Below are 11,898 nucleotides of genomic sequence, written 5' to 3' on the forward strand. Positions count from 1 at the left end.
TTTGGCGTACAACACGATTCGCTGTCCGGGGTTGGCGAGTCGCTTGGTGTGATACAGGGCCAGGGCTTTGCCTTTGTTGAAGATGGCCAGGTAGTGGTGGGCGTGGCGGGCCAGCCGGATCACGTCGCTCATGGGCAGGAGGGTGCCGCCGCCGGTGAGCCCCCTGCCGGCGGCGGCCTCGAGCTCGGCCAGCGTGGTGGTCACGACGATGCTGGCCGGTAAGCCGTTGTGCTGACCCAGGTTCCCGGAGGCCAGTAGGCCTCGCAGTGCGGCGTTGAGTCCGTCGTGGTTGCGTTGCGCGGCGCTGCGGCTGTCCCGTTCGATGGCCTGTTCGCTGGGGGTGCCCTCGATGCGGGGGGTGTCGTCGTCGGGGTTGCACATGCCGGGGGCGGCGAGTTTGGCCAGGACGGCTTCGATGGTGGCGCGGGTTTCGGGGGTCAGCCAGCCGCGCAGCGCCGACATGCCGTCGGGTTGTTGGTTGCCCAACGTGAGTCCGCGGCGGCGGGCGCGGTCCTCGTCGCGGTAGCCGCCGTCGGGGTTGAGGCAATCGGCCAACACGGCTGCCAGCTTGTCGAGTTGCTCGGGCCGGTACCGGGTGCCTTCGGCGGCGAGTTTGGCCTCGGCCTGTTCGCGGGTGGCCGCGTCGATCCAGCCGGGCAACTGGTGGTAGAACTTGCGGATCACCGACACCTGACCGGAACCTAGGGTGCCGTCGCGTTGGGCGGCCGCGGTGGCGGCCAGGGCGGGTGGAATCGGTTCGCCGGTCAGGCCGTGCCGCGGCCCGAGGTCCCGCGCCTCTTTGATGCGGCGGGACGCTTCTGAGCGGCCGATCAGTGTGGCCTCGGCGATCGCATGGACCGCGGTGCCGCCCAGTTCGGTCGACGGTGCCTGACGGGCAAGGGCATTGATCAGGGGATGCTCGATGGCCGGCAATCGGCGACGCACCTTTTCGCAGCGTTCCAGCATGGCCAACTGCTCGCGGGTGGCCAAGGCTTCGCTGTCATATCCGACCAGGACGTCGAGGGCGGCGTCGATGGTGTCAAACGCCGCCGCCAAGGCCTCCCGGTCTACAATCACACCCCGAAGCTATCGGGGACCACCGACAAGAACCGCCGCTTTGTGACCACTGAAACCACAGTGACACAAGGGATTACAATAGCTCCGATGCGATCGGCGCGACGCTCTAGTCGCGTTCGGGCGGGTTCATTGAATCCTGGAGGCGTACACCCACGACAGGAAGCGCGCCACGGCCTCGGCGGACCGATGCGCCCGCGGGGAGCTGAAGATGTCGAAAGCATGTTGGGCGTGCGGCAATTCGGCGTAGGCGACCGGGTTCTTGGACACCGCGCGCAGTTCCTCGACGAACTCCTCGGCCTCACCGACCGGGATGAGCGAATCGTCGTGGCCGTGCAGCACGAAGAACGGCGGCGCGTCGGCACGCAGCCGCCGGATCGGTGAGGCGTCGACGTAGATGTCGCGGTGGGTGGCGAATTTCTTTTTGACGACGAACTTTTGGAGCAGGTCCACGAATTCGCGCCGGCCCTCGCCCTCGGTCGAGAACCAGTCGTAGCGCCCGTACACCGGCACCGCGGCCACCACCGAGGTGTCGGCGTCCTCGAACCCCGGCTGGAACTTCGGGTCGTTGGGGGTCAGCGCCGCCAGCGAACACAGGTGGCCGCCCGCCGATCCGCCGGTGATCGCCACGAAGTCGGGATCCCCACCGTAGCGGGAGATGTTCTCCTTGACCCAGGCCAGCGCCCGCTTGACGTCGACGATGTGATCGGGCCAGGTGTACCGCGGCGACACCCGGTAACCGATCGACACGCACACCCACCCGCGCGCGGCAAGGTGGCTCATCAGTGGATAGGCCTGGGGGCGGCGCATTCCGATCACCCAGGCGCCGCCGGGAACCTGCACCAGCACCGGTGCCTTGCCGTCGCGGGGCAGATCGTGTCGACGCCAGATATCGGCGAGGTTGGCGCGGCCGTGTGGACCGTAGGACACCACGTTGGTCTTCTCGACGTACCGGCGGCGGGCCACGGTGTTGCCCAGCGGCAGATTGCGCCGTCCGCTGCGCGTCGGTTCCGTCTGCGGGAGCTTGGTCAGCGCCTCTTCGTAGTCGTCGCCGAGTTCCTCGCGCAGCCCGGCCTCCAGCACCGGGCCCGGAGTGGTGACGCCCCGGTACTTGATCACCGCCAGGATGGCCCAGGACGCGGCCGTCAACGCCAGCGCGGCCTTCCCGCGCCGGCCCGCAAAATCGCCGCGGCGCCCCCGCCGCAGCGCATCGAGCAGCGAGGCAAAGAAGTACACGCCCGGCACCTCGGAGGCCGGCCAGCCGAACCAGAAGACCAGGACGGTGCTGTAACCCTTGCGGGCCAGCGGGCGTAACCCGTTGGCGGCGTTGGCCAATTCGAGCGCGGCCCGCGCCAGTGGCCGGGGTTTCCGAAGGGTCCGGGCGAGCCGCATCAGCCGTGCACCCGCGCTTGCAGGTCGGCGCGCAGGATCTTGCCGGTGCTGCTGCGGGGAAGTTCGTCCAGCACGGTGATTTCGCGGGGGACCTTGTAGTTGGCCAGGTTCTCCCGCACGTGCTGCTTGAGGGTGTCGGGCGTGGCCTCCCCGTCGAGCGCGGCGCCGGGCTCGAGCACCACGAAGGCCGCCAGTCGCTGCCCGTATTGTTCGTCGTCGACGCCGATCACCGCCGCCTCCGCCACGTCGGGATGTGCCGCCAGCATCTTCTCCACTTCGATCGGGTACACGTTCTCGCCGCCGGAGACGATCATCTCGTCATCGCGGCCGACGACGAACAGGCGCCCCGCCTCGTCGAGATATCCCAAGTCACCCGAGGACATGAATCCGGCGTGAAAGTCTTTGGTACTCCCCGAGGTGTAGCCGTCGAACTGGGTGTTGTTGCGCACATAGATGCTGCCGACCTCACCGGTGGGCAGCTCGTTGAATTTCGGGTCCAGAATCCGGATTTCGGTCCCGCCCGCGGGCCGGCCGGCGGTGTCGGGTGCGGTCCGCAGGTCTTGCGGGGTGGCGGTCGCGATCATGCCGGCCTCGGTGGCGTTGTAGTTGTTGTAGATCACGTCGCCGAACGCGTCCATGAACGCGATGACCACGTCCGGTCGCACCCGCGATCCCGATGCCGCGGCGAACCGCAGGGACCGGCCGCTGTAGCGGCGCCGCACCTCGGCGGGCAGCTCCATGATGCGGTCGAACATCACCGGGACCACGGCGAGCCCGGTCGCCTGGTGCCGGTCGATGAGGTCGAGCGTGGCCTCGGGGTCGAACTTGCGCCGGGTGATCACCGTGCAGGCCATGGACGCGGCGAAGATCAACTGGGAGAAGCCCCAGGCGTGGAACATCGGCGCCACGATCACGATGTTCTCCTCGGCCTGCCACGGCGTGCGATCCAAAATCGCCTTGAGCGTGCCGATTCCGGCGTTGCCGCCGGTCTGGTTGGCGCCCTTGGGTGTTCCGGTGGTGCCGGAGGTGAGCAGGATCATCCTGCCCTTGCGGCCCGAGCGGCGGGGCCGTTGCCCGGCGTGATCGGCGATCAGCCTCTCGACGGTGAGTTCGTGTCGCCCGTCGGTCCAGGCCACGATGCGGCCGGCGGCCGGCCTGTCGGCCAGCGCGCGGTCCACGGTCGGCGCGAATTCCTCGTCGTAGACCACGGCGTCGACGCCCTCGCGGTTGACCACCTCGGCCAGCGCCGGTCCGGCGAACGACGTGTTGAGCAGCACGACGTCGGAGCCGATCCGGTTGGTGGCCACCACCGCCTCGACGAAGCCGCGGTGGTTGCGGCACATGATGCCCACGACTTTCGGCTGACCCCCGGGCAAGCGCTGTAGCGCGGCGCCGAACGCGTTGATCCGGTCGTCGAGCTCGCGCCAGGTCAGCGTGCCGAGTTCGTCGATCAGGCCGGGACGGTCGGGGCAGCGCTGCGCCGCGGCGGCGAAGCCCACGGTCATGCCCATGCCTTCGCGGCGCATGGCCGCCGCCATCTTGACGTAGCGGTCGGGCCGCATCGGCGCGATCACGCCGGCGCGGCTCAGCGTGCTGACCAGGCCCAAGGTCTCGCTCAATGGATTCGGCATGGCTCAGCCCAGAATCGGGAAGCGACGCTTGGCGGCGAGCTCGGTCAGGGCCTGCTGCATCACCGACCGCACATGCTCGTCGACCTCGTCGACGTCCGGCTCGTCGCCGAACTGCTCGGCGATGTCGATGGGCGGGAGCACCTGCGTCACGATCTTGGCGGGCAGCGGCAGGTTCGGCGGAATGACCGCGCTCAGGCCGAAGGGGAAGCCGAAGGACAACGGCAGGATCGCGCTGCGCAGCAAGCGTTTGATGCCCAGCCGCTCGGCCAGCCAGGTGCCGCGGGTCAGGTACAGCTGGGTCTCCTGCCCGCCGATGGACACCGCCGGCACGATGGGGACACCTGCCTCGATCGCCGTGCGGACGTAGCCCTTGCGGCCGTTGAAGTCGATGACGTTCTCCGAGAGGGTGGGCCGGTAGGCGTCGTAGTCGCCGCCGGGGAACACGATCACCACCCCGCCGGACCGCAGCGCCGCGGCCGCATTCGCCGGATTGGCCCGGATGTATCCGGTGCGCCGGAAGAGATCTGCGGTGGGTCCGGACATCAGGATGTCGTGGCTCAGCGTGTAGACCGGCCGGCCGTAGCCGAGTTTGTCGTAGAAGTGGACGCTGAAAATCGGAACGTCCATCGGGAACATGCCGCCCGAATGGTTGCCGACCACCAGGGCCCCGCCGGGCGGGAACGCCTCCAGGCCGTGCACCTCCGACCGGAAGTAGGTCTTGAGAACCGGGCGCATCACCGCCATCAGACGCTGGGTCAAGCCGGGGTCGAATTTGCCGATATCCCCCCCGTCGGGGTTGCCGTCGTCGGTCACGTTCCCTCCTTGGCCCTCGCATCAGGCGGCTTCGCCGAGTCGAGTCCCTCGATGGTAGCGACCGGGGCTGCGTTGCTGTCACGGTGTTTCGCATTTGCCGGGCCGGGCATATGGCGCGGGTCGGGATGGGGGCGTTATTGTTACGACGCCCTAAGCAATCCTCGAGTAAAGGGGACCCGATGGACGTACCCGGTCTGTCTCACGAGACTGGCGCCCGCGCGAGCGCCACCCGCAGATCGGCCACCACCCGGGACCGGCGTGGGCGGCGTGCCCACACCGGCGCGGCCCGCGTGGAATCGGCCCGCCCCGGTCGAGAAGCCTCTCGGGCCCCCGCGGCCGCGCCGGACACCGCAGACGAGCTGCAGGCCGATTACTTCGTGCGCCTACTCGGCGGCCGGCGCGGCCTCATCGATCAGCGCATCGACGAATATGAGCGCAAGATCGGCACCGCGGAAGTCAAGGGTGACCTCGATGCCGTAGCGAACTACCGCCGCCTGGTGCGCATCGCCGACCAGGATCGGCGGACCCTGGACACGATGATCGACAAACTGCGGCGCCGATTCGTCCGCCCGACGCCGGGTGCGGTTTTGCCGCAGGCACGCCCGGTGGCTCGCCGGCCCGCCCCGGCCGTGCGCTGAATCACCGTTTCTCGCAACAGTTTTCGCCGTAGGGCCACTGACCGGGCGCCGGCGCCTGGCACCGGGGCGCGCAAATCGGCACATCGGGCGTGGCGTTGCCGATACATTCGATGGGCCAGCTGGTTTCTAGACAGGAACGAGGCCGCCCATGGGATTCATGGCTCCGGAGTTTCCCTACGTCGACCCGCAGACGTGGCTCAGCTTGCCCCGGTCGACCAGGCGCCAGATCATGACCCGGCACTGGGTCGAACACGGCTTCGGTTCGCCGTACGCGGTCTACCTGTTCTACGTCTTCAAGATCGCCGGGTACGTCGCGGGCGCCGCCGCGGTGATCTCCCTGACGCCGGGGCTGGGCGGGCTGGGCCACCTCACCGACTGGTGGACGCAGCCGATCGTGTATCAGAAGCTGGTCATCTTCACGCTGCTGTTCGAGATCCTGGGCCTGGGCTGCGGATCGGGGCCGCTGACCGCGCGGTTCTGGCCGCCGTTCGGCGGGTTCTTGTACTGGTTGCGGCCCAACACCATTCGGCTGCCGGCCTGGCCGGGCAAGGTCCCGTTCACCCGCGGGGACAGCCGAACGGTGGTCGACGTGGCGCTGTATCTCGTCGTGCTGGGCTCCGGCGTCTGGGCGTTGCTCTCACCGGGCCGGGGCGGACCGGTCACCGCGGCGGGCGACGTCGGCCTGATCGATCCCTGGCTGGTGGTGCCCGCCATCGTCGCGCTCGCGCTGCTGGGCCTGCGGGACAAAACCGTCTTCCTGGCGGCGCGCGGCGAGCACTACGGGCTGACGCTGCTGGTGTTCTTCTTCGGGTTCACCGACCAGATCGCCGCCTTCAAGATCATCATGCTGGCGTTGTGGTGGGGCGCGGCGACTTCCAAGCTCAACCATCACTTCCCGTATGTCGTGGCGGTCATGATGAGCAACAGCCCGCTGCTGCGCGGCCGGGCGTTCAACTGGTTCAAGCGACGGCTCTACCTCGACCCGGTCAACGACCTGCGACCGTCGTGGATACCGAAGGTCATGGCCCACGTCGGCGGGACGACGGCCGAATTTCTGGTTCCGCTGGTCCTGGTGTTCTTCGCCGACGGTCACCGGTGGGCGTGGTTCCTGATCGGCTTCATGGTGCTGTTCCACCTCAACATCACCTCCACCATCCCGATGGGGGTCCCGTTGGAGTGGAACGTCTTCTTCATCTTTTCGCTGTTCTACCTGTTCGGCCACTACGCCGGCGTCACGGCCACCGGGCTGAGCTCGCCGCTGCTGCTGATCATCCTGATCGCCGCGCTCGCGGTGGTGCCGATCCTGGGAAACATGTTCCCGCAACAGATCTCGTTCCTGCCGGCGATGCGCTACTACGCGGGCAACTGGGCCACCAGCACCTGGTGCCTGCGCAGTGGTGCCGAGGACAAGATCGAGGCGAACATCACCAAGGCGTCGGCGCTGGCACCCAACCAGCTTGCCCGCCTTTATGATCCGCTCACGGCCGAGCTCATGATCGATAAGTTGATGGGGTGGCGGTCCATGCACACCCACGGCCGGGCGCTGGGCGGGCTGGTGCCCCGCGCCCTGCCCGACGGCGCCGACGAGGCCGACTACCTGCTGCGCGACGGCGAAATCATCGCCGGACCGCTGATCGGGTGGAACTTCGGCGAAGGCCACCTGCACAACGAACAGCTGCTGGCCGCCGTGCAGCGGCGCTGCGACTTCGACGAGGGCGAGGTCCGGGTGATCATCCTGGAAGCCCAACCCATCCAGCGCCAAACGCAGGCCTACCGCATCGTCGACGCCAAGACCGGCCTCATCGAACAGGGCTACGTCGACGTCGCGGCCATGCTGAGCCGTCAGCCCTGGCCCGAGCACGGCGACGACTACCCCGTCCACGTCATCGACGGCGGCGACCCGCCGGCCCGGACCGTTTGTGGCCGACGTCACCGGTGATGTACCGGCGCGGCAATGGTAGAAGACCCTGATCTAGGCTGGCGACGAGCGCAAAGCAGCGGACACCGGAAGACGACAGGAGAGACAAGTGACGGTCCGAGTAGGTATCAACGGCTTCGGTCGCATCGGGCGGAACTTTTACCGGGCCTTGCTGGCTCAACAGGAGCAGGGTACCGCTGATATCGAGGTGGTCGCGGTCAACGACCTCACCGACAACGCCAGCCTGGCGCACCTGCTGAAATTCGACTCCATCCTGGGCCGCCTGCCGCAGGACGTCAGCCTCGAGGGCGACGACACCATCGTCGTCGGCAGCACCAAGATCAAGGCGCTCGAGGTCAAGGAAGGCCCGGCGGCGCTGCCCTGGGGCGACCTGGGCGTCGACGTCGTGGTCGAGTCAACCGGCATCTTCACCAACGCCGCCAAGGCCAAGGGTCACCTGGACGCCGGCGCCAAGAAGGTGATCATCTCCGCGCCCGCCACCGACGAGGACATCACCATCGTGCTGGGCGTCAACGACGACAAGTACGACGGCAGCCAGAACATCATCTCCAACGCGTCGTGCACCACGAACTGCCTCGGGCCGCTGGCCAAGGTGCTCAACGACGAGTTCGGCATCGTCAAGGGCCTGATGACCACCATCCACGCCTATACCCAGGACCAGAACCTGCAGGACGGTCCGCACAAGGACCTGCGCCGGGCCCGCGCCGCCGCGCTGAACATCGTGCCGACGTCCACCGGCGCCGCCAAGGCCATCGGCCTGGTGCTGCCGGAACTGAAGGGCAAGCTGGACGGGTACGCGCTGCGGGTGCCGATCCCCACCGGCTCGGTCACCGACCTCACCGCCGAGTTGTCCAAGTCGGTCAGCGCCGAGGACATCAACGCCGCGTTCAAGGCCGCAGCCGAGGGCAAGCTCAAAGGAATCCTGAAGTACTACGACGCCCCGATCGTGTCCAGCGACATCGTCACCGACCCGCACAGCTCGATCTTCGACGCCGGTCTGACCAAGGTGATCGACAACCAAGCCAAGGTCGTCTCCTGGTACGACAACGAATGGGGCTACTCCAACCGCCTCGTCGACCTGGTCGCCCTGGTCGGCAAGTCGCTGTAAACCGTGGCCGTCCACACTCTGAAAGACCTTCTCGCCGAGGGAGTTTCCGGGCGCGGCGTGCTGGTGCGCTCCGATCTGAACGTGCCGCTCGACGACGGGACGATCACCGACGCCGGCCGCATCACCGCCTCGGTGCCGACGCTGAAGGCGTTGGTGGAGGCGGGCGCCAAGGTGGTGATCACCGCGCACCTCGGCCGGCCCAAGGGCGGAGCCGACCCGAAGCTGTCGCTGGCGCCCGTCGCCGCGGCCCTGTCCGAGCAGCTCGGCCGGCACGTCCAGCTGGCCGGAGACGTCGTGGGCACCGACGCGCTGGCGCGCTCCGAGGGCCTCACCGACGGCGACGTCCTGCTGCTGGAGAACGTCCGCTTCGACGCCCGCGAAACCAGCAAGGATGGCGGCGAGCGCCTTGCGCTGGCCCGGCAGCTGGCCGAATTGGTCGGCCCGACAGGGGCTTTCGTGTCCGACGGTTTCGGCGTGGTACACCGCAAACAGGCCTCGGTGTACGACATCGCCACCCTGCTGCCGCACTACGCCGGCACGCTGGTGGCCGAGGAGATCGCAGTGCTGGAGCAGCTGACCAGCTCCACCAAACGCCCCTACGCGGTGGTGCTCGGCGGCTCCAAGGTTTCCGACAAGCTCGGCGTCATCGAATCGCTGGCCACCAAAGCCGACAGCATCGTCATCGGTGGCGGCATGTGCTTCACTTTTCTCGCCGCACAGGGGTTTTCGGTCGGGAAGTCGCTGCTGGAGACCGAGATGGTGGACACCTGCCGCGGGTTGCTGGACACCTACGTCGACGTGCTGCGGCTGCCCGTGGACGTCGTGGCGGGCGACAAGTTCGCCGCCGACGCGACACCGCAGACCGTCGCGGCCGACGCGATCCCGGACGACCTGATGGGCCTGGACATCGGGCCGGGCTCGGTCAAACGCTTCACCACGTTGCTGTCCAACGCCGAAACCGTGTTCTGGAACGGGCCGATGGGCGTGTTCGAATTCCCGGCCTTCGCCGCGGGCACCAAGGGCGTCGCCGAGGCGATCGCCGCGGCCACCGGCAAGGGCGCGTTTTCCGTGGTGGGCGGCGGGGACTCCGCGGCCGCGGTGCGCGCACTGGGCATCCCGGAGGGCGACTTCTCGCACATCTCGACCGGTGGGGGAGCGTCGCTGGAATACCTTGAGGGCAAGACGCTTCCGGGTATCGAGGTGTTGAGTCGACCCCAGCCCGACCACAACTAGAAAGGCCCGACAGTCGTGAGCCGCAAACCGCTGATCGCCGGCAACTGGAAGATGAACCTCAACCACTTCGAGGCCATCGCGCTGGTGCAAAAGATCGCGTTCGCGTTGCCGGACAAGTACTACGACAAGGTGGACGTCACGGTGCTACCGCCGTTCACGGATTTGCGCAGCGTGCAGACCCTGGTCGACGGCGACAAGCTGCGGTTGACCTACGGCGCACAGGACCTGTCCGAGCACGACTCGGGTGCCTACACCGGCGACATCAGCGGTGCCTTCCTGGCCAAGCTGGGCTGCAAGTTCGTCGTCGTCGGGCACTCCGAGCGGCGGACCTACCACCACGAGGACGACGCGGTGGTGGCCGCCAAGGCCGCCGCAGCGCTCAAGCACGAGCTGACCCCGATCGTCTGCATCGGCGAGCACCTCGATGTCCGCGAGGCGGGAAACCACGTCGGGCACTGCGAAGAGCAGCTGCGCGGATCGCTGGCCGGGCTGTCAGGCGAACAGATCGGCAAGGTCGTCATCGCCTACGAACCGGTATGGGCGATCGGCACCGGGCGGGTGGCCAGCGCGGGCGACGCCCAAGAGGTGTGCGCGGCGATCCGCAAACAGTTGGCGTCCCTCGCTTCCCCAGAGGTCGCCGACTCGGTGCGGGTGCTCTACGGCGGATCGGTGAACGCCAAGAACATCGGCGAGCTGATCGCCAGCGACGACATCGACGGCGGTCTGGTCGGCGGCGCCTCCCTGGACGGCGAGCAGTTCGCCCAGCTGGCGGCGATCGCCGCCGGTGGGCCGCTTCCGTAGGGCGGCGCCCTGAACACGAACCGACGCCGGTAGGCTGGCCGTCATGCAGTTGGCTTTGCAGATCACCCTGGTCGTCACCAGCATCCTGGTGGTGCTGCTGGTGCTGCTGCACCGCGCCAAGGGTGGCGGCCTGTCCACGCTCTTTGGCGGCGGCGTGCAGTCCAGCCTGTCCGGCTCCACGGTGGTGGAGAAGAACCTGGACCGGCTGACGTATTTCATCACCGCCATCTGGCTGGTGTGCATCGTCGGCATCGCGCTGATGATCAAGTACCGCTGACGGCGCGGGCATCCCGCGCGTTCACAGCGCGGCGGTCAGTCTCCATAACGCTTCGCGGTCGACCGACTCGGAGCGGTCCAGCGGGCTGACCACGATGTCAGTGGCTCCAGCATCGCGGTAGCGGCGCAACTGGCGTCCCACGGACTCCTCGGGCCCGATCGCGGCGAGGTCGACCACACTGGCGAGGCCCTCTCGAGCGATCACCTTGCGATACGAAGGGATGGTCTCGTAGAAGCTCAGCTGCTGGGCCGCGGCGCTGCGACCGCCCTCGACATCGTCGGACAACAGCACGGGCACCGCGACGATGATGCGCGGTGCCGGGCGGCCCGCCTCGGCCGCCGCCTTGGTGATCTCGGGCACGATGAATTCTCCGATCGTGCGGGGCCCGGCCAGATAGGGCAGCGTGCCGTCGGCCAGTTCGCCGGTGACCCGCAGCGCCTTGGGGCCCATCGCCGCCACATACACCGGGATCGGTGTGCCGCCCGGCACCTGCACCGGCCAGGTTGGGCCGGCGCTGAGCTCGCTGCCGTGAAAGTCGACGTCGCCGCTGTTGAACACCGACGCCAGGATCGTCAGGTGCTCGCGCAGCCGGGTGATGGTGTTGGGCCAGTCGGTGCCGAAAGTCGGGCGTTCCACCTGGCGGGCGCCCAGCCCCAGCCCCAAGCTGAAGTTGCCGTGCGCGGCGGCCTGCGCCGTCTGCGCCAACGAGGCGACGATCAGCGGGTGACGCGGGTTGATCGGCACCACCGAGGTGCCCACGCCCAGCCCGGGCACGGCGGCTCCGACGAGCGCGGCGAGCGCGATGGCGTCGTAATTCTGCTGCTGGGGCAGCCACACCTGCGCGACCCCGAGCTGGTGGGCGCGTTTGGCCTGCGCAATCACGTCATCGACCAAATTGTGGGCATCGGGACGGGCCATGAGAATGATTCCGGCGGACATGCCTGCAACCAACGCGCTTGATCGGCCCGCCATTCCCGCCGAAACACGGTGAT

General features: G+C 68.1%; 11 protein-coding genes. 6 read left to right on the forward strand and 5 right to left on the reverse strand.

Going from position 1 to position 11,898, the window contains the following annotated elements; translation table 11 throughout:
• The 4 genes from BST14_RS08100 to BST14_RS08115 form a co-directional block, all read right to left on the reverse strand.
• Positions 1-1,077, reverse strand: a 1,077-nt coding sequence (locus tag BST14_RS08100) for a 13E12 repeat family protein (RefSeq protein ID WP_142279309.1), incomplete at its 3' end; no start/stop codon positions are given.
• Positions 1,078-1,203: 126 nt separating this feature from the next.
• A complete protein-coding gene (locus BST14_RS08105) occupies positions 1,204-2,466 on the reverse strand; it encodes an alpha/beta hydrolase (RefSeq protein WP_083064000.1) in 1,263 nt (420 codons plus the stop codon).
• A complete protein-coding gene (gene fadD12, locus BST14_RS08110) occupies positions 2,466-4,097 on the reverse strand; it encodes an acyl-CoA ligase FadD12 (RefSeq protein WP_083064001.1) in 1,632 nt (543 codons plus the stop codon). Before fadD12 ends, BST14_RS08105 begins: the two co-directional genes overlap by 1 nt.
• A gap of 3 nt (positions 4,098-4,100) precedes the next feature.
• Positions 4,101-4,841 carry a lysophospholipid acyltransferase family protein gene (locus tag BST14_RS08115; RefSeq protein ID WP_142279314.1) on the reverse strand — a complete coding sequence of 247 codons (741 nt, stop codon included), beginning with the start codon at positions 4,839-4,841 and terminating at the stop codon, positions 4,101-4,103.
• 248 nt (positions 4,842-5,089) lie between these two features.
• Here BST14_RS08115 and BST14_RS08120 point away from each other — a divergent pair, with 248 nt between their 5' ends.
• The 6 genes from BST14_RS08120 to secG all read left to right on the forward strand — a co-directional run bounded on the left by BST14_RS08120 (position 5,090) and on the right by secG (position 10,906).
• Positions 5,090-5,548, forward strand: coding sequence for a hypothetical protein (locus tag BST14_RS08120; RefSeq protein ID WP_245845338.1), 459 nt, complete (start codon positions 5,090-5,092; stop codon positions 5,546-5,548).
• 148 nt (positions 5,549-5,696) lie between these two features.
• Positions 5,697-7,487 (forward strand): DUF3556 domain-containing protein, encoded by a 1,791-nt coding sequence (locus BST14_RS08125; protein ID WP_083064003.1) that lies wholly within the window; start codon positions 5,697-5,699, stop codon positions 7,485-7,487.
• An 88-nt stretch (positions 7,488-7,575) separates the two neighbouring features.
• The gene (gene gap / locus BST14_RS08130; RefSeq protein ID WP_083064004.1) at positions 7,576-8,595 is read left to right on the forward strand and encodes a type I glyceraldehyde-3-phosphate dehydrogenase; all 1,020 of its coding nucleotides are present in this window, start codon (positions 7,576-7,578) and stop codon (positions 8,593-8,595) included.
• 3 nt (positions 8,596-8,598) lie between these two features.
• On the forward strand, positions 8,599-9,828 hold the full coding sequence (locus BST14_RS08135) for a phosphoglycerate kinase (RefSeq protein WP_083064005.1): 1,230 nt from the start codon (positions 8,599-8,601) through the stop codon (positions 9,826-9,828).
• Positions 9,829-9,843: 15 nt separating this feature from the next.
• The gene (gene tpiA, locus BST14_RS08140) at positions 9,844-10,629 is read left to right on the forward strand and encodes a triose-phosphate isomerase (RefSeq protein ID WP_083064006.1); all 786 of its coding nucleotides are present in this window, start codon (positions 9,844-9,846) and stop codon (positions 10,627-10,629) included.
• Positions 10,630-10,672: 43 nt separating this feature from the next.
• Positions 10,673-10,906: a preprotein translocase subunit SecG gene (secG, locus tag BST14_RS08145; RefSeq protein WP_083064007.1), complete on the forward strand. Its 234-nt coding sequence runs from the start codon at positions 10,673-10,675 to the stop codon at positions 10,904-10,906.
• A gap of 21 nt (positions 10,907-10,927) precedes the next feature.
• Here the strand turns inward: secG and BST14_RS08150 are convergent, their stop codons facing one another.
• A complete protein-coding gene (locus BST14_RS08150) occupies positions 10,928-11,845 on the reverse strand; it encodes an LLM class F420-dependent oxidoreductase (RefSeq protein WP_083064008.1) in 918 nt (305 codons plus the stop codon).
• Between the last annotated feature and the right edge of the window lie 53 nt (positions 11,846-11,898).

The organism is Mycobacterium arosiense ATCC BAA-1401 = DSM 45069 (assembly GCF_002086125.1).
Classification (GTDB): Bacteria; Actinomycetota; Actinomycetes; order Mycobacteriales; family Mycobacteriaceae; genus Mycobacterium; species Mycobacterium arosiense.

Coding starts and splice junctions, on each gene's coding strand:
- BST14_RS08150 (WP_083064008.1), bottom strand. CDS start 11,845: ATGTCCGCCGGAATCATTCTCATGGCCCGTCCCGATGCCCACAATTTG.
- secG (WP_083064007.1), top strand. CDS start 10,673: ATGCAGTTGGCTTTGCAGATCACCCTGGTCGTCACCAGCATCCTGGTG.
- BST14_RS08125 (WP_083064003.1), top strand. CDS start 5,697: ATGGGATTCATGGCTCCGGAGTTTCCCTACGTCGACCCGCAGACGTGG.
- BST14_RS08115 (WP_142279314.1), bottom strand. CDS start 4,841: ATGGCGGTGATGCGCCCGGTTCTCAAGACCTACTTCCGGTCGGAGGTG.
- BST14_RS08120 (WP_245845338.1), top strand. CDS start 5,090: ATGGACGTACCCGGTCTGTCTCACGAGACTGGCGCCCGCGCGAGCGCC.
- BST14_RS08105 (WP_083064000.1), bottom strand. CDS start 2,466: ATGCGGCTCGCCCGGACCCTTCGGAAACCCCGGCCACTGGCGCGGGCC.
- fadD12 (WP_083064001.1), bottom strand. CDS start 4,097: ATGCCGAATCCATTGAGCGAGACCTTGGGCCTGGTCAGCACGCTGAGC.